At 63.8% G+C, this 16,905-nt stretch carries 20 protein-coding genes and 1 tRNA gene; 6 read left to right on the top strand and 15 right to left on the bottom strand.

The genetic code is table 11. The features are described from left to right. Positions 1-27: 27 nt before the first annotated feature. On the bottom strand, positions 28-303 hold the full coding sequence (locus N1F91_RS02985; RefSeq protein ID WP_289990190.1) for a hypothetical protein: 276 nt from the start codon (positions 301-303) through the stop codon (positions 28-30). 79 nt (positions 304-382) lie between these two features. On the opposite strand from N1F91_RS02985, the gene N1F91_RS02980 reads away from it, so the two are divergent. From N1F91_RS02980 to N1F91_RS02970, 3 genes are all read left to right on the top strand, one after another. Beyond that, a complete protein-coding gene (locus N1F91_RS02980; RefSeq protein ID WP_289990188.1) occupies positions 383-793 on the top strand; it encodes a hypothetical protein in 411 nt (136 codons plus the stop codon). 208 nt (positions 794-1,001) lie between these two features. Continuing rightward, a tRNA-Ile gene (locus tag N1F91_RS02975) sits at positions 1,002-1,077 on the top strand. Between the two features lie 124 nt (positions 1,078-1,201). Then, a complete protein-coding gene (locus N1F91_RS02970; protein WP_289990183.1) occupies positions 1,202-1,465 on the top strand; it encodes a hypothetical protein in 264 nt (87 codons plus the stop codon). A gap of 176 nt (positions 1,466-1,641) precedes the next feature. On the opposite strand, the gene N1F91_RS02965 is transcribed toward N1F91_RS02970, so the two are convergent. The 4 genes from N1F91_RS02965 to N1F91_RS02950 all read right to left on the bottom strand — a co-directional run bounded on the left by N1F91_RS02965 (position 1,642) and on the right by N1F91_RS02950 (position 4,065). Then, positions 1,642-2,127, bottom strand: a complete 486-nt coding sequence (locus N1F91_RS02965; RefSeq protein WP_289990181.1) for a lipocalin-like domain-containing protein — start codon at positions 2,125-2,127, stop codon at positions 1,642-1,644. Between the two features lie 87 nt (positions 2,128-2,214). Then, positions 2,215-2,745: a phage baseplate assembly protein V gene (locus N1F91_RS02960; RefSeq protein ID WP_289990179.1), complete on the bottom strand. Its 531-nt coding sequence runs from the start codon at positions 2,743-2,745 to the stop codon at positions 2,215-2,217. Beyond that, positions 2,738-3,532 carry a hypothetical protein gene (locus tag N1F91_RS02955; protein ID WP_289990178.1) on the bottom strand — a complete coding sequence of 265 codons (795 nt, stop codon included), beginning with the start codon at positions 3,530-3,532 and terminating at the stop codon, positions 2,738-2,740. The genes N1F91_RS02960 and N1F91_RS02955 overlap by 8 nt, the downstream gene beginning before the upstream one ends. A 116-nt stretch (positions 3,533-3,648) precedes the next feature. Further along, entirely contained in the window at positions 3,649-4,065 is a 417-nt protein-coding gene (locus N1F91_RS02950; protein ID WP_289990176.1) for a hypothetical protein, read from the bottom strand. Positions 4,066-4,156: 91 nt separating this feature from the next. Between N1F91_RS02950 and N1F91_RS02945 the strand changes: the two genes are divergently transcribed. Then, positions 4,157-4,360 (top strand): hypothetical protein, encoded by a 204-nt coding sequence (locus tag N1F91_RS02945; RefSeq protein WP_289990174.1) that lies wholly within the window; start codon positions 4,157-4,159, stop codon positions 4,358-4,360. A 69-nt stretch (positions 4,361-4,429) separates the two neighbouring features. Here N1F91_RS02945 and N1F91_RS02940 read toward each other — a convergent pair whose 3' ends face one another. The 7 genes from N1F91_RS02940 to N1F91_RS02910 all read right to left on the bottom strand — a co-directional run bounded on the left by N1F91_RS02940 (position 4,430) and on the right by N1F91_RS02910 (position 11,649). Beyond that, a complete protein-coding gene (locus N1F91_RS02940; RefSeq protein ID WP_289990172.1) occupies positions 4,430-5,461 on the bottom strand; it encodes a major capsid protein in 1,032 nt (343 codons plus the stop codon). 174 nt (positions 5,462-5,635) lie between these two features. After that, on the bottom strand, positions 5,636-6,007 hold the full coding sequence (locus tag N1F91_RS02935) for a head decoration protein (protein WP_289990170.1): 372 nt from the start codon (positions 6,005-6,007) through the stop codon (positions 5,636-5,638). Between the two features lie 34 nt (positions 6,008-6,041). Then, positions 6,042-7,358 (bottom strand): S49 family peptidase, encoded by a 1,317-nt coding sequence (locus N1F91_RS02930; protein WP_289990169.1) that lies wholly within the window; start codon positions 7,356-7,358, stop codon positions 6,042-6,044. Continuing rightward, complete coding sequence (locus tag N1F91_RS02925; protein ID WP_289990168.1) at positions 7,358-7,612, bottom strand: hypothetical protein; 255 nt, start codon at positions 7,610-7,612, stop codon at positions 7,358-7,360. Before N1F91_RS02925 ends, N1F91_RS02930 begins: the two co-directional genes overlap by 1 nt. Further along, the gene (locus tag N1F91_RS02920) at positions 7,602-9,233 is read right to left on the bottom strand and encodes a phage portal protein (protein WP_289990167.1); all 1,632 of its coding nucleotides are present in this window, start codon (positions 9,231-9,233) and stop codon (positions 7,602-7,604) included. The genes N1F91_RS02925 and N1F91_RS02920 overlap by 11 nt, the downstream gene beginning before the upstream one ends. Before the next feature lie 9 nt (positions 9,234-9,242). Continuing rightward, on the bottom strand, positions 9,243-11,303 hold the full coding sequence (locus N1F91_RS02915; RefSeq protein ID WP_289990166.1) for a terminase gpA endonuclease subunit: 2,061 nt from the start codon (positions 11,301-11,303) through the stop codon (positions 9,243-9,245). Then, positions 11,203-11,649, bottom strand: coding sequence for a hypothetical protein (locus N1F91_RS02910; protein WP_289990164.1), 447 nt, complete (start codon positions 11,647-11,649; stop codon positions 11,203-11,205). Before N1F91_RS02910 ends, N1F91_RS02915 begins: the two co-directional genes overlap by 101 nt. Positions 11,650-11,896: 247 nt before the next feature. Here N1F91_RS02910 and N1F91_RS02905 point away from each other — a divergent pair, with 247 nt between their 5' ends. Further along, positions 11,897-12,469: a DUF3489 domain-containing protein gene (locus tag N1F91_RS02905; RefSeq protein WP_289990163.1), complete on the top strand. Its 573-nt coding sequence runs from the start codon at positions 11,897-11,899 to the stop codon at positions 12,467-12,469. Between the two features lie 339 nt (positions 12,470-12,808). Next, positions 12,809-13,630: a cobalamin-dependent protein gene (locus N1F91_RS02900; protein ID WP_289990162.1), complete on the top strand. Its 822-nt coding sequence runs from the start codon at positions 12,809-12,811 to the stop codon at positions 13,628-13,630. A gap of 163 nt (positions 13,631-13,793) precedes the next feature. Here N1F91_RS02900 and N1F91_RS02895 read toward each other — a convergent pair whose 3' ends face one another. The 3 genes from N1F91_RS02895 to N1F91_RS02885 all read right to left on the bottom strand — a co-directional run bounded on the left by N1F91_RS02895 (position 13,794) and on the right by N1F91_RS02885 (position 16,905). Next, the gene (locus N1F91_RS02895) at positions 13,794-15,131 is read right to left on the bottom strand and encodes a DNA methyltransferase (RefSeq protein ID WP_289990161.1); all 1,338 of its coding nucleotides are present in this window, start codon (positions 15,129-15,131) and stop codon (positions 13,794-13,796) included. Positions 15,132-15,607: 476 nt separating this feature from the next. Then, positions 15,608-16,162, bottom strand: coding sequence for a hypothetical protein (locus N1F91_RS02890; RefSeq protein WP_289990160.1), 555 nt, complete (start codon positions 16,160-16,162; stop codon positions 15,608-15,610). 185 nt (positions 16,163-16,347) lie between these two features. Beyond that, positions 16,348-16,905, bottom strand: coding sequence for a hypothetical protein (locus tag N1F91_RS02885; RefSeq protein ID WP_289990158.1), 558 nt, complete (start codon positions 16,903-16,905; stop codon positions 16,348-16,350).

Genomic DNA, 16,905 nt, shown 5'->3' with positions numbered 1-16,905 from the left:
CGCGGCAGTTCAGTCGCCGGAAACGGACTATGCCGATGCCGCGCGATCTACGTCGTCAGCGGCCGGATCACTGATCCGGCTAGCGCGCCTGCTCCCCTTTCGCGGAACTGGCGCCGTTTCCGCATCCGTCGCTTGTCCAGCAGCCTTGGCGACTCTGGCGACGCTGACCAGAGCGCGCAGCGTCCCAAGACGCACCTCGTGCTCGGCCTGCTTCTCGGTCATGGTGAGAACCGTTCCTACGCCGGTGTTGGTCTGGCCGGCGACGAAACGCCCGGCACGTTCGGTGATCGCATAGCGTGGCATGGGTCTTCCTTTGGGTCGGTCTCTGCTTGATTTGGCGTGTCAGACCGGCTTTGAACTGCGCTGGTCACGGGGGACGATCATGTCATCGCAAAGCGACATCTACGAACGCCTGAAAAAGGTGGAAGCGCTGTTCGCCAGGGCCGGGACGGCCGGCGAAGCAGCAGCGGCCGCCGCCGCGATCGAGCGCCTCAAGGCGCAAGTCGGCAAGAAGCCGGAACGCAACGAAGAGCCATTGGTCGAACTTCAGTATTCGTTGCCGGACGCATGGGCCGTGCGGCTGTTTTTCGCCGTCTGCCGCAAACACGGCATCACGCCCTACCGATCCTCGCGGCAACGCTACACCACGGTTGTCGTCAAGGTCCAAAGCTCCCAGTTTCTGACTGTGGTGTTTGCGGAGTTTCAATTGCTGCATCGCGAAATGATGGGCTACTTCAACGAGACGGCCGAGCACCTGATACGGAATGTGATGAAATCCGATGGCAACGAATAGGATTGACGGCAGCGCTCAGCCATTCGTTGAAACACGCAGTTTGGATTAAGCGCTGCGGGCTGTATCGAAGGCTTGTATCGCAATCGATAACGGCATAGGTCGCTTTTGAAGGTGGAATTGGTGGGATTGGCAGACACAAGGAACCGAGAGCCCGCGACTTCGATCGTGCTTGGTCAACGTTCTGCCGTCCGCGCCGAAACGCCTGATAGGGCCGGTAGCTCAATGGTCAGAGCCGGCGGCTCATAACCGCTTGGTTGGGGGTTCGAGTCCCTCCCGGCCCACCATTTTTTCAACCCACACTCGCGATCACGCTGGTCGTGGAACCGCTGAATGTGATGCATGCAAGGTAACAGCAACGCGGCGATCTGCGCGGCTGACTCCGGGCGCAGCGACGCCTATGTTTGAGACATGGCCTGGACGGTGCAAAAACTGATCGACGATCGCATGACGCTGCACGCGTCATGCAACGCCTGCCATCACAACCGCCAGCTCGATCTTTCCTTGCTGCGCGAGCGCCTCGGTCCCGACGCGCCCGCCATGGCGCCCGACCTGATCCCCCGCCTGCGCTGCGATGGTTGCGGCGGTCGAGACGTGTCGCTGACATATTCCCCCAACACGACGCCCAGCGGCGATATCGGCGCGAGCTACCGTCGAGCAAAGGACGGGCGGTGACTCTTGGAGCCAGCTTCTCAGTTCGCCGGCACGTCGGTCATCCCACCGCCCGGCGTCACGCCGCCAAGGTCGAGGATCGGGGATCGGGGATCGGCTTAAGTCGCAAAGACACCTTATCGGACATCACCGCTGTCGAGCGATTCCGTGTCGGCTTCGACCTTGGCAAATAGACGCCTTCAAAAGCGCGACGTCCTTTGCCATTTGAGAATGCCGCAGCCTTTCTGTCCGGGAAACATCGGGTGTAAAACCTCGGCGGTCGTGATGGACAGGATGTCGTCGTCGATTGAAAAAGTCCGGGCTTGTTCGGTCCCGACCCACCCCGGATGCCACGAAACCTCGACGTTTGTGATGAACTGGTCGTTGCCTTCAATTCGGAATGGACCGGAGTAGGCCATCATGCTCTTGAACAAGGCGGCATTGCCAGAGTCGGTGTCCGCTTCTGCTCGGTTCCGCGAGGTTACGATAGTCATCATCCGCTTGTCCGGGGTGATGAAGATGTAGCCGAGAGGATCGGCCCCATACATGTCCTTGCACTCACCTGTGTCCGTTCTGGCAAATTGCAGTGATATCAGCTTCCAAACACCGAATATGTCATGGACTTTCATTAGGTTTTTCATTCCCCAAGCGACCTGCCGCTTGTTGAAAGGATCGTCCGATTTCACCTGATGATCAAATGATTTGTGCTGCGGATGGCATCCGTGTTCATCGGGAAGGCCGGTGTGAAGACGGATCGAGCCGCCGAGCTATCGTCAGTTCGCCGGCACGTCGGTCGTACCGCCGCCCGGCGTTACGCCACCATGGATGTGGCTCGAGCCGATGTTCCTGCCGTCGTGGCGGATCGTGCCGCCCGTGATCTCGATGCCGGAGCCGGTGACCTCGAACGAAACGCCGCCGACGGCGATTGTCACCAGATCGTCGGCGAGCATCAGCGTGACATTGCCGTAGGTGATGACGTTCCGGTCCCCGGCACTCGACGGCGACGGGTTCTTGTCGGAGAAAGCGAGCGGCACCGCAACGGCCTGCTGCCAGTCGCCGCCGGGGGCAACCAGCGTCAGTTGCTGTCCGACCGTCGGCGGGATGTGCGCCTTCAGCGCGCCCGCCACCTGCGAATACGGCACCCATGGCGACAGGAACCGGCCCCCTGCGGTGCTTTCGCCGAGATCGAGCCGGGCGCGGCCTTTGGCCGGATCGACCTCGGCCACCGTGCCATGCCGGATCGTCCCGGCGAAACGGCGTTCCAGTTCGGCGATGCGCGCGGCCAGTTCGACGATCTCACGCATCGTCGGCCACCATGAAGGGATCGCCCGCGTCCGGATCCAGGATGATGCTGGACAGTTCGACCGGGTTACCCGCCTCGTCCAGCACCTCACCGATGCCGAGGCCCTCGGCCGTCTTCATCGTGATGCCGAGGATGTTCGCGGCACGCTGCCAGTCGGACGCAGGCTCGCCCTCGATCTCGGCGCGCAGCATGTTTGCGACCGGAACAAGCAGCTGGTCCGCCGACATCACGGTGAGCACGTCGTCCCAGGCCGTACCTGCTTGGATCGGCGCGCCAGCCACGGGCGGCTCGATCAGATCGCAGGTGATGACGATCTGGCGGGCGGCAAAGCGCACACCGTTCTCGGCTGATGCCCCGCGCCGCGACAGCCGCTTGCTGATCCGTGGAACCAGCTTCATCCAGACCCGCGACCAGGCGGTGCGCTCCCGCGACAGGGCGGCAATGACCTGATGCTCGATCATGTCGAGCACCAGCTCCATGCCCTCGTCGGTGTGCGGAATGGCGATGGTCGTTGCATTGCCATCACCATCCGTCGCCGGAATCTCGACCCGCGCAGCGATGGCCGCCTCGATCACCAAGTCGCAGCGGGCATCGCCATAGGTCAGGTCCCTGCCCGTGATGTCGGCCTCGTGATCGTCGGTCATGACGACCAGGATCGGCTGGCGGGTCTCGGCAATGGTCTGGTCGATCGGATCGATGGCGCTGTCGAAGACGCGGTCGCCAGCAAGTGTCGCACCCTTCAGGGCACGCGCAGCCGCAATCCGCATGGCAAGACGGGCCAGACTCATGACGCAACATCCTTCCCGACCAGAAGAAGGTTGAGATCGGCCCGGTCGGAGGACACCGGGTGATCAGCGTGGCAATGCACGTGCGGCTGCAATCCGCATGGCAAGGCGGGCAAGTCTCATGTCGGCTGATCCTCACGCACCAGGATGAAGTTCAGGTCGCCACGATCGGAGGGCTCCACCCGGGTGATCGTATAGACCGGGCAGCCGTCGCGGCCGCTCAAAATGATCGTGTCGCCTTTCACGGGGCGCGCCGAGAGTGTTGTGACCACATCGGCCGCGATCCAGAACGCGGACGTCAGCGTGGCAACCCTTGTCGTACCGGCAAAGTCGCCCGAACTGGCAGACCCCTTGAGCGAACTCTCGGCGGGACCGGCCGAGAAGACGCCGGTCACCGCCTGCTGATGGCGATCTTCGTCGGCTGCTCGCTCGGCATATTGCGAGGACACGCGAGGGCGAAGGACCGCGCGCTCACCAAAGACCTGCACCGTTGCAGCCGACAACGAAGCATCGAAGGCGTCGAACGGCGAGGTCATGGTGGTGTCTCGGCTTGGGATTTCTCGCGCTCGATGCGGGTGTCGCGTCCCGCCATCGGCTCCTGTATGCTTTTGGCAGGAGGACAGCACGATGGCTTACGACGACCATATCACGCAACGCCTCGCGGCGATTCATCGACGGCTGGAACAGATTGCGAGAGAAGAATCACAGCCCAACTTGCTGGGCGGAGAAACGGCGCGCCAGGTCTATGATGTTCAAAGAGACCTGCTGATCGCCGAGACCGAATCATTGCTGGATCGATGGGAGAAGCTCCGGGACGCCCACCGGTCCTGATCGGCAATGCCGGCTGCCTCATGCTCATCATGCGTCAGCCCGGACATCAAACGAAGAGCCCACCCGTGATCAGGTTCTCTTGCCGGGGATCAGCACGCGTGGCCGGGTGCAGTACTGGAGCGCGTTCATCTGGAACTCCAGGTTCACACCCTTGCCGTTCTGCATCTCCCACTGCTTGCCATAAAGCCGCTGGCCGGGCGTGTTGACCGTCTCGATATAGTCGGCCGGGCCATAGACGGTTCGAAACAGGCCGGGCACGCCCATCGGGAACAGATGGCACTTGTCGGTGGCGATGCCGACATTGTCGCCGCCGCGATAGTTGGCCCAGGTGATGCCGCCGAAGTCGAAGGTGCCGTAGATGCCCGAAGATCCGGTGCTGATGTAGGCGGCACGCAGATTGGCGGCCTCGGCATAGCCCTTGTAGGTCTCGCGCACCTCCTTGTGGGTGACGAGATCATCGAAGAAGGCGTCGCCGCAAAAGGCGAGGATGCCGGAATAGGGCAGACCGTCGAGAATGCCGGCCATCTGGCGCACCACGCCGGCGCACTTCTTGCGCAAGGCGCCCTCGGTGGGATTGGCATTGTCGAGGTCGAAGTCGATCTCGGTCTGTTGGCTTTCGCCGAACTCGGAGAAATAGTCGAACAGCACCGAGCCGTCCGCGTCGAGCAGCTGGCCGGTCTTGAGGATATTGAGGCGGTGATACTCCTCGGTCAGCGCAAAGAACTGCGAGGCTTCCGCGGCCCGGTCGGCGATCTTGGCCTGCAGGCGCTCGACGGCGATCTCCTGGCCGAAGGCGCGAACCTGCTGCACCTCGTCGGCGTAGATGGCGTCATCGACCTGAAAGTGCGGAACCTTCAGCATGCGCACGGCGCGCTTGGACTTGTCAAAAGTCTGGCCCGGCCCACCTCGGGGACTTGCCGCGACCAGCATGCGGTTTTGCTGCTTGTCCTTCTCGATGGCGATGTCGAGCGTGTCGATGCTGGTCATCTGGAACAGCCCCATCTGGCCGATGCGCGAGGGGGTGTATCTGATCTCGCGCAGCGCGTCGGTGAGGCGCATGACGGAGAAGGCGTCTTGGCTGAAGATGTTCAGAATGGACATGGAGGTCTCCTGTCATTTTTTGCGCACGGCAGAGCGGCCGGCGCATGGCATGCGTCCGGGGCCACGACTGCGGGATTGGGTGTGAGCTGCGGTCGGTCGCCGTCGTGCTACGACGCACGGCGATCATGAAAGTGGACTGCCGCCCGGAAGCGGGAGTTCAGCGCCGGATGGCGATCAGCGCACGATGATGCCGACGGCGGCAAGGTCGGCCTGGGCTGCGGCCCGTTCGGCGGGCTGGTCGCGATCAGCGTGGTAGGTGAGGATGTTGCCGTTGACTTCGGCGTCACGCAGGATCGCCGCGATCTTCTGGTCGGCCGAGGTGGCGTCACAGCCATAGAGCGAGACGGCGGCTGCCGTCTGGCTGCCATCCGTGGCACCAATGGTAGAGACCAGATACTTGCCCGACGCGGTGATCTTGCCGAGCACGGAGCCGGGCGCGATGACGCCGGCGCCGCTGGCGATGGTGATGGTCTCGCGCGAGCGCTGGCCATTGGCCTCGCTCATCAGGAATTCGCCGGGGTGGCGGGGCTCGGTCAGAACCGTCATGGTCGTGTTTCCCTATGTTTGAAGATGCTGCGGGTCAGGCGAAGCGCTGGTTGGCGTTGGCAATGGCCCGGGCCCAGCCGCTGGCGACACGCTCGGTGGCATCGATGCGGGTGCTGCCGGCATCCGCACCCATTTCCGCCTGCCCGGCCGCGCGTTCCGCAATCGACGCCACGCCGCTCGGCGCCTTTGGCGAAGCTGCCAGCACCTTGGCGGCATCTTCGGCATTCATTGCCGTATCCAGCGCCAGCACCATGGCCTGTGCTTCACGGCCCTTCGCGTCCTCGCAGCCGAGAATGCTCCTGATCCGGGCGGTCGCCTCCGTCTGGCCAGCCCTCATTCCCTCGGCGCGCGCGACCTCGACGGCGGCATCGTGGTCGGCCTGGCTGATGCCCGCGATAGCCATCGGGGCGGTCTCGGTTGGCTTGCTCATGGCAAAACCTCTCCTTGTGCTGGTGGCCCCGCGGGCCGGTTTGGACAGTTCGGCAAGGACCGCGTCCAGGGTTGCGATCCGGTCGGCGAGGCCGACGTCGATGGCGTCCTGGCCAAGATAGGTCCGAGCCTCCGTTGCCCGGACATCGTGATCGGTCATGCCGGGCCGGTTGGCGGCGACGAGGCTCACGAACTGGTCATGGACCTTCGTCACCTCGGCCTGCAGATCGGCGTGAACGGCCTCCGACAGCGGTCCGAACGGGTGGCCGTCGACCTTGTGCCTGCCGGCATGGATGAGGGTCGCCCTGACACCCTTGCGTTCCATTTCGCCGGAACGGTCGAGATGGGTCAGCACCACGCCGACCGAGCCGACGATCGAAGTCGGCGACACCACGATCTCGCTTGCGGCACTGGCAAGGCCATAGGCGGCCGATGCCGCCATGTCGTTGACCAAGGCCGTGACCGGCATGGTCTGCGTGACCTGCGCGATCTGGGCGGCAAGCGTGAACATGCCGGACGCCTCACCGCCCGGACTGTCGATGTCGAGCAGGATCGCCGATACCTCTGGATCGGCGGCCGCGTCCGACAGCTGCTTGCTCAACCCCTCATAGGAGACGAGACCGGAACTGGCGCCAATCCAGGCGCCGCGATTGACCAGCGAGCCGACGATCGGGATCGTCGCGACGCCGCCCACAATAGAATAGGTCCGCTTCCGGCCGTCCTCGCCGATCCGGCTGCCCATGAAGCGGTTTGCGTCGGGCGAGATTGGCGCCACCTGTTCCACGCCGATCCGACCCTGCAGCACGTGCAGCACGATGGCCGCCTTGTCGGGATGCAGGAGCAGCGGCCGGTTCAGCACGCGCGACGCCAGATGGGCAAGTGTCGGGCCCTCGGCCGCCGGCAGGATGTTGGGCGGTTGCATCAGTTGCCCCCTCCTGTCGCGATCGCATACCGACGCGGGGGTCGGCCCTCGGCCAGCGCGCATTTCTGCTCGAAGCCGCGGATGACGGACAATAGCCGGTCGGGCTGCGCCCTGTGGAACGTCACCGAACGCTCCACACCCGACGATCCCGCCTTGAACGTCACCATCATCGCGCCCTGTCCCGCGATCAGGTCGTAGTAGACCTTCCGCAGAGTGGCGGCGGCGGCACACGGGTCGCTTTCGTCAACGGTCATCGCGAGCCTCCGAAGACGCTTCGTCTTCCTCGGCACCGCCGTCGACGTCCTGACCACCCTGGTCACTACCCGCCATCGTCGTGATGCCCTGATGCTGCGCGTCCGGCAGGCCATAAGTCTGGCGCAGCGCCTTCTCCCGGGCGCGCTGCGCATAGACATCCTCGATGTCGTAGCCGAGATCCTCGGCAATCGAGGCGTCGGTCATCACACCGAGCCGGCACCAGATCTCGTGCGCCTTGGCTGTCTTCAGATCGTCGGCCTGCGGTTTGGGCGCCCCGCGCCAGATGGCCCGCGAGGCCGCCGCGCGATGGGCGACAAACCCTTCGAGCCCGCCTGGAAACGGAATGCCGCCGCGCGCGATCTCTTCCTCGAGCCATGCCTCGTAGACGGCATTGCAGAACGGTGCGACGATATGGGCGCGGCGGTAGAGCGTGATCTGGAAAATCTCGCCGGTTGCCATGCGCACGGACGAGTAAGTCGCGTTGGTGTAGTCGGCCGTCGCACTCTCGTAGGTCATTCCCATGCAGCGTGCGAGTTCGCGCAGGAGATGGGCGGCAAAGTCGCGATAGTCCGAATGCGGATGCTGGGCGCGGTGCAATTCGAGCTTCTGGCCCGGAAACAGATGGGCAATGCGGCCATTGACGCCGAGATTGATGGTTGCATTGTCGTACCAGCCCGCCTGCGCCTGGATATAGGCGTCCCATGGCGAGATGCCGCCGGCCGACAGCCGCGCCTGTTCCTGCGGGGTGAGCAAGCCGGCGAGCACTTCCTCCGTCGGCTCATCCGATGTGATCGACGCGGCAAACACCGTCTGCAGGATGGCCGCCGTCAGCGTCGCATCCGACAGCTGGTCGAACTGCCGGGCCACCTGCAGGGCCGGCGTCAGCGGGCTGATGCCGCGCACCTGCCCCGGAAGACCGTCGAAGACATGGATGACGCGGATGCGGCCAAGCCCGTCGCGGGCCTGAACGTCCGTCTCCTGCGTCAGACCGGTGACGGGATCCTTGCGGCTCACCAGGTAGGACACCGGCATGCCGTCGCCATTCATGCGCACGCCCTGGACCACACGGCGCAGGCTGTCGGTTCGCCGCGACACGCGGTGCGCGGGAACGAGACGGACCTTGGTGCCATATCGTCCACCCGGCCGCTCGCGCCATGGCAGTTCGGCCCAGATCTCGCCAGTGGCAAACCAGGAGCGGAAGGCGCCGGCCTGCATCAGGGCAAAGGACCGTCTCCCCTCGATGTCGCATTCATAGGGCCGCTCGGCCCAGAGCCCGAACCGCTGTTCGACGCGTTGCGCCCATTGCTCGGCATCGGCGTTGCTCATGCCGAAGACGTCGTTTTCCGGCATGGCCTTCAGGCGAAGGCCGGTGCCAACGGTGCTCGCCACCGCCTGATCGAGCGCGCCTGCCATCCAGCCGGAGTTCTGGATCAGGTCGATGGTACGCGCGGCGGCCAGATCCCACGAGGCGCCGACATCGTCGGCTGCATCGCGAAGGGCTGGCCGCCAGCCACCGAACACCACGCCGCGATTGCCGCGCATGAAGTCGGCGCGGATGGTCGGCGGTGCAGCCGGCCGGCCGCGGACCGGCGCCAGCCAGTCCCGGACGCGGTTCATCATGCCCATGGATCACCTGTTCAGTCGCGAGGAGAGCCCGGCAAAGCGCGCCCGCAGATCGGGAGTGGCCGCGGCCGCCATGGTCGCGACTGTCCTGACCGTCGGCGTCTCGATGGATTCTTCCATGGCGTCAGCGTCGGCACCGAGGTCGACATCTCGCGAAAGAGGCTGCCCCGCGTCCGTTCGTTCGCGAACCACGCCGTCGGGGATGCGCTGGACGTTCAGCGAATAGCCGATCGCCATGGCCAGCGCCTCGCAGTCGAGAAAGTGGTTCTGCCGCGAGCGCTGCACCCATTGCGGCTTGCCGGTGGCGCCATCGACGACGCGCACCTCCGAGACCAGCTGCCTGGCGTAATCCTCGTCGATGTCGTCCGGCACGATGAAGGAACCAGGTTGATCGAGCGGTGTCCTGATCCGCGAGACCAGCAGCGACTTGAAGAAGTCTGTCGACAGCCACACCAGGTTGATCGAATAGGACGCCTGCTTGCCCTTGGGCGTCACCTCGATCTTCGACACCCTATAGGGCGGCGACATGGTGGCCCGCCCCTTGGTCGGCGAGACCAGCCAGGAATAGCGGCGCGTGAACTCGTAGACCTTGTGCTCGTCACCGCCATCCGGCTTGTTGGGCCGAAAGCCGGAATCGATGAACACCCGTTCGATCTGGAGCCCGGCGATCGGCGTCAGCATCAGATCGGCGAGCGCGTTCCAGACATCGTCGTCATCGGTCGGTCCGAACAGCTGTCCCCTGTCGATCAGCCAGGAGCGGCCGCGCGAGCCAAAGCCGCGGATGGTGTAGTAGAGCGACAGTTTTTGAACATCGACAGCCATGCCAAGCCGAAGCACGCCGTCCGGAACCTCTTTCATCCGGTAGGGCTGGCGCCGCTGAAGAATCTCCTGCCAGTCGAGGGCATCGCGTCCCGATGCCGGTGTGTAGCATTCGCCAAAGCCGGCATTGAGGGCCGTCTGCAGCTGGTCGGGATCGCCCGATGCCAACGCCCGCACATAGCGCTCGACCCGCGTGCCCCAAGTCACGAAGGGACTGGCAAGGCCGCTCGCCCAAAAGCTGATCACGGCGTTGTCCGGCGGTGAGCCCCGGACCTCGCCATCCTCGACCCACTGGCCCGGCGCGACATAGAGCCCGCGGGCGTTCATCTCCGTCTTGTCGTCGTCGTGATGCAGGCCACCGCAGTGTGGGCATTGCAGCTGCGCGAGTTTCGCGGCTTGCGCCGGTGTTGCATCCTCCGGCCAGCGCATCTGTTCGAAGCGCGGCACGAAGTAGCGATCGCAATGCAGGCACGGCCAGCAGAAGTGATGCCGCGTGCCGGACTGCCAGAGCTTCCAGATCGCGCTTTCGACGGCGTCGGGATCGCCAACCTTCCAGAAGGTCAGGCCGCTTCGCTCATCCCGTTCGGTCTCGACCAGGCCGCGCGACGGTGTCGACGTGATCGCGGTGACGAAGTCGGCATAGGTCTCGCCGCGGGCTTCCACCAGGCCGAGCGGATCGCCCTGGCCCTTCACATTGGCCAGCATCTCGTCGTACTCGTCGACCAGCGCCAAGGCCGCCGGGCTCGACTTCAGCGAAGCCGAAGACCCGGCATGGGCAAGGCGGACCGGAACACCGGCCACGATCTTCAGCGTCTTCTTCATGCGCCGCCCGCGCACCACCTTGGCGGCGAGCGTCTCGGCCTCGTCGAGCAGGCTCATCAGCCGCGGCTCGAACTGGTCGGTCAGAAAATCCCGGATCGGGCCGACATAGAGGATCGGGGCCGGACGCTGGTCCAGCCGGGCGCCCATGATGTCGAGCAGCCCGTCGGTCTTGCCCATCTGCGCACCGCAGACCATGACGACGCGTTTGTGATGGCCGGCGTGCACCGCCCGCACCACCGGAATGACATAGGGCGTGATCGAGGGATCACGCGGTCCTGGCAGGCCAGAGGTCTCCGGATAGATCCGGTTGGCGCGCGCCCACTCGTCAGGCGTCAGCCTTCGTGCCGGCCGCAGGATGGCTTCTGCCAGCCTCCAGGCCTTCAGCCTTTTTTGCGGCTCGCTCGGCAAGGCGCGAAAGGACACCATCGATCTCCGCTTCGATCTTCTGGCGCTCATCGATGATGCGGGTCAGGCGCGCGGGAAGCCCAGCCAGCTCCGAGCGCACCATGCCTGCCAGCTCCGCCATGTCGGTCAGGGCATCCTCGATCGGGATCAGGTCGCGTGTGCGCTCGGCGATCCGAAGCTCGATCTCGAGCGCCCGGGCATCGCGCACCCGGCTGTCGGCGGCCGACTTGGCTGATCGGCGTTCGTCATCCTTCAGATAGCGGAGGTAGCCCTGGACGGCGCCGACGAGCTGGACATAGCCGCGCTTCTCGGACCTCGGCACATAGCCCTGCTTGACCAACTGGCGGATGCGCTCCTCCGAGATCATCAGCAGCCGGGCCGCCTGCCCGACCGGGATCAGACCGGATGGCTCGGCCATGATGCCTCCGAACGGTGGGAGCGATCAGAATACAGTCGGGCCGATGCACTTATTGCCTTGGCTTCGATCCGAAACAGAGCCTGTATGTCATCACGCGGCGCGCGCAGAAAGCAACGCCGCCGCATCCGGTCCGCCGACTGGCGGGCTTGGCCTCGTGGAAGGGCAGCATCCCGCGCGCCCTGCTACGGAGACGACCATGACCAAGCTTTCCGATACACAAGCCCTGATTCTGAGCGCTGCCGCACAGCGCGACAACCGCATCGCCCTGCCGCTGCCCGACAGCCTGCGCGGCGGCGCCGCCGCCAAGGTGGTCGGCGCGATGATCGCCAAGGGACTGCTGCGGGAAACCGCCGCCGACCTTCCCAAGGGCGAGACAGTCTGGCGACAGACCGACGACGGCCACGGCATCACGCTGGTCGCGACCGACGTAGGGCTCGCCGCCATCGGCATCGAGCCGGACGACGCCGACACCGGGCCAGCGGGCGCCACGGGCGCGCCTGTCGAGGTACCTGCGCCCGATACCACTACCACGACCGAAACCGCGCCCAAGCCGCGCACGCTTCGCGAGGGCACCAAGCAAGCCACGCTGATCGCCATGCTGCGCGCGCCAGACGGTGCCACCATCGAAGAGATCGCTGCCGCACTGGAATGGCGGCCGCATACGATTCGTGGTGCAATCGCTGGAGCGCTGAAGAAGAAGCTCGGGCTGACCATCACCACGGAAAAGGTCGAGGGTCGCGGGCGGACGTATCACTTGCCGCCCGCCTGACACGACACGAGAACGATCCTTGGGACCGCCGTCCTTCAGGGGCGGCGGTCGCTCATTTGGCGCTCCGCATCCGAACCGCCCTCAACTCCAAATACAAAGCAAGTGGGCAAACCACCGATACGATGACAACCGCACCGCCAGTTTCCAAGCCCCGCGCCCGCGCCGTACAGCCCAAAGTCAGGGCAGATCAGGAACCGCGCCGCAGGTTTGACTGCTCAATCAGCCGACCGTCACCCTTTTCGGGCGTGATTGGAGGCGAATCCGCCGATCACATACTTCAAGCCACTTGCCGGTTTCTCATGCTGGATTAAATTCAAAATGACGGGGGGAGCACTGTCTATGGGCAAACATGACGTCTCGTTCGACGCTGACATTTTCGTCCGCACCGCGTCGCTATTCTCCATCAAGCGAGACACATTTCCCCCCGATGCCGTAACGGCACTCGCCGGTGACGTTATCCGCCGCCTGACCTCAGATTCACGACGATCCCCAAGTATCGACGCCCCCATCATTAGTGAGGACAACGTAGCCGCGTTCTGCGACGCGTTGGTTCAGCCCGAACCTGACGCTGCCCTTCGGTTCATTGAAGACCGCCGTGCAGAGGGGGTAACTCGCTATGACATCTATCTCGGGTACATAGGCGCTGCGGCACGATGCCTGGGCGAGCGATGGGATGAGGACCGCCTGTCATTCTTCGAAGTTACAACCGGAACCGGCCATCTTTACGCCCTGATGCGGGCTCTGAGGGCCGAGCAGCCTTCTTCACTTTCGTCATTCGACACACGACGATGCGCGCTTTTTGCGACGGTTCCCGGCGAAGATCATGGCCTCGGGATCACAGTGGCCGCAGATCTGTTCCGTGAGGCGGGTTGGGAGATCGATCTTCAGACCGATACAGATCATGATGGCCTTATCGCCCATATCGAGTGCACGGAGCCGCACATTATTGGTCTGTCACTCAGTTCAGCTGGTCGGTTGGACGCATTGGTGCGACTGGTCGTGGCGATGCGTATCGTCATGCCAAACGCCATCATTGGTGTCGCCCCCGGAAGTGGCCTCGACGCGGAGATGGTTCGTGACCTTGTCGACATAGACCTCGTGTTCGAGGATGCGCCCTCCGCCTTCGACGAGCTGGAACGCCTCATTCGGCTGCGCGGCTGACTGTAGACTACACTCGCAACGGCCCCATAGCGCAGTTGTCTCCGAAAACGAGGCATCCGGTGGCGAAGGAGCGTTCCGATTACATCGCAGATCGCTGACTTGCCCAACCATTGGACCTCCTCGCCCAGGTCGCCTCAAACACCCGCAGCAAGGGCTGACTGCTTCACGCAGCATCCTGCTCGGCCGCTTTCCCGCCGCCGGCATCGTTGCCAAGCCGCTCGCGGCCGATGTCGTCAAAAGTCCGGCCGTCGCCATCGAGAATGGCCGCTTTCCCCGAAAACGCCTGCCAGCGATTGATGATCACGTCGCAGAAGGTCTCGGACAGTTCCAGGCCATAGACCCGACGGCCGGTCTTCTCACCGGCGATGTGCTGCGACCCCGAGCCGGAAAACGGCTCGTAGCAGATCTCGCCTGGTACCGTGTGCAGCTCCATCGGCAGCGTAAACACCTTGACCGGCTTGGAGGTCGGATGCTCGCGGGTTTCGATCTCGCTCGAGGGAATGCTCCAGACCGTGGTCGGCCAGTTCTCGAAACCCTCGCGGCTGACGCGCGGCTTGTGGCCCGAGCGCCAGCCAAACAGGCAGGGCTCGTGCGCCCACAGCATGATCGAGCGCGTCAGCACCGGCCGGCTCTTGGCCCAGATGATCTGCTGGTGATGCAGCACGTCGAACTTCGTCCAGCAAGCCTCCAGCATCGCCTGGCGGCGCGAGGCATGCCAGCAATACCAGGCCGCGTCTGGCTTGATGGCGCAGTCGATGGCGACCTGCATGAAGGCCTCGTAGAACTGCGGCCCCTGGGACGAGTCGTCCCAGTGCTTCTGCTCGATGTACTCCTCGGACCAGTTCTTGTTCGCGATCTTCCGGGCGCGCGCCGTGGCGTTCTTCTTTGTCGGATGATTCGTGCCGTCGTAGTCGACGAGATACGGCGGATCGGTCGCAAACAATGCTGCCCGCTCGCCGTTCATCAGGCGGGTGACGTCGTCGGGACTTGTGGAGTCGCCGCACAGCAGGCGATGGTTGCCGAGGATCCACAGATCACCACGGCGCGTCACCGCCCTGGCCGGCGCGTCCGGAACATCGTCCTCGTCGGTCATCCCCTCGGTCGGCGCGTCGGCCAGCAGCTGGGAGAGCTGGTCGGCGTCAAAGCCGGTCAGGTCGAGATCGAAGCCGTCGAGCTTCAGGTCGCCGAATTCGAGCTTGAGCAGTTCATCGTCCCATTCGGCGTTTTCGTGGGAGCGGTTGTCCATCAGCCGGTAGGCCCGCGCCTGCGCCGGGGTCAGGCCTTCCGCGACATGCACCGGCACCATCGCGAGGCCGAGCGCCTTGGCGGCCTCCAGCCTGGTGTGGCCGACGATCACCACCATCTTCTCATCGACGACGATCGGCTGGCGAAACCCGAACTCGGCGATTGAGGCCTTCACCGCATCAATGGCCGCAGAGTTGTTGCGGGGATTGCGGGCATAGGGGATCAACCGCTCGACCGGCATGTCGGTGACGATCATGGGGCTCTCCGGGAGTAGTCGAACTGAAGCAACGTCGGGCCGGTCAGGCCGGCTCGAAATCAAAACGCACCAGCGCCGAAACGCGATCATCGAACACGCGCTTCAAACCCGCGAAATCGGGGGGCGGCATCAATGGTTTCAATGGGTTGGACCCCGTGAAATCAAAACGAACTGGCAAAATACGGAAGTGCGCATTCTACCCTTTCAAAACCCGCTTTATTGGGGTCGACATCAATGATTTCAGTATGTTAGACCCCCTTAAATCAAAACAAAACGGAAAAATCAAACCGAAAAAAACACGCGAAAACCGGGCAGCGGCGACAGCGCATTATAAACAAGTATTATGGGGCTCCTATACCCCCCCTCCCTAGTATTTCTCTCCAACGTATTCATCCATGAGAAATTGCTTTGCCCGATCGCGTCTTACGGCGTCGGCGACAATAGTATACTGGTCTTTGCCTTTACTCAGAAGTCGCTTAGCGCAGCGATCCAATACGGTGGCCGCCGATCATCAGGCCGATCAGACGCTTCGCTTCCGCATCGACGGACGGCAAATGATCCTGCCAGACCGCGACCGCTTCGTCACGCAGCATCTCGGTTGGCACCGCAGGTCCCCACAGCCTTTCGATCGGCAGCCGTGCCTTGCCAGCCCGCTTGAACGCCTCGTTGCCGTAGCCCTTGACCAGGAAGGCCGAGCGGTAAGTCTGGGGCCTGCCCCAGACCTTTGCACGGACACCGTAGGAGAACTGACGCGGCTTGAACACCGACAGCGACAGGTGACGGCCGGTGCCGGTGATCCTTGTCTCCAGCCGGTTGCGGCGGGCGCTGTCGAAGCGCATCGCGGCGGTGACGACCGGACGCGGGATGGAAGTCTGCTTTACGAGGGCGCGCCGATGCGCGGTGTACGCCTTGCGGCCTTCCTTGTTCAGCGCCATCGAGAAGGCACGGCGCGCTTCGCCGTCGCCAAGGCGATGGCAGGCGGCCTCGAAGCGGATGCGGACATCGTCGGCGTCGAGTAGCACGACACGCATCTCTGCCCCTCTGAAGCAGAAACGCCCGGAGAGGTAACCTCCGGGCGGAATTCCAAGCTTCCAATATCGGAACTTTTAGCCGCGTCCCGAAATTCCGTCAATGGAAAAATCGACGCCGCTGCTCTTTTTTTATCAATCCGTACAATGCTTTAGCACTTTTGTGTCCATGGCTAGGATTGGCCTCGTCAAAGCCGAAACACCCTCACGAGCGCATTCAGCGCCACGCGCAGATTGCCCAAATCATCGTCGGTACAGAGCCTCGTATCCTCGTCCGCGCACACGCAACGATAGACCATGAACGTCGGCCTCCGGCCCGAAGACATTCGGTGCTCGCGGTCACATGCATCGAGCGCCGCGGTCGCTTCGCCGAAGCGCCGCTTCACCTTCTCGATCACCTCGAGCACCGGCTCGCTCGGGCTCGAACCGAAGATCCCCTCGTTGATGAGCAGGCCCGAGACAGAGCTCGGGCTCGGCATCGGCAAACCGACGGTCATGTTGTGCCTGAGGTAGAGGTCGGCGAAGGCGACGCCGGCCTGGTATTGCAGATCGCTGATCAATCCACGGAAGGCGAGCCGGCCAAGTGCAGTCCCGAGCCGTTCGTCCCTGGCCCGCTTTGCCGACACGCCGTAATGGCGGCCGCGGGCATCGAGGGCGACCGACATCGCCTCGCGTTCGGTCTCGGCGCGTTCAAGCTTGCCACAGGGATAGCGTTTGCCGGCTTTGCGTTTGCGTCCACGTGCCAT

Origin of the sequence: Aquibium sp. ELW1220 (assembly GCF_030398385.1) — a bacterium.
Lineage (GTDB): Bacteria > Pseudomonadota > Alphaproteobacteria > Rhizobiales > Rhizobiaceae > Aquibium.
The sequence above is the reverse complement of the archived record's forward strand: the minus strand, read 5'-3'. Positions and strand labels throughout refer to the sequence as shown.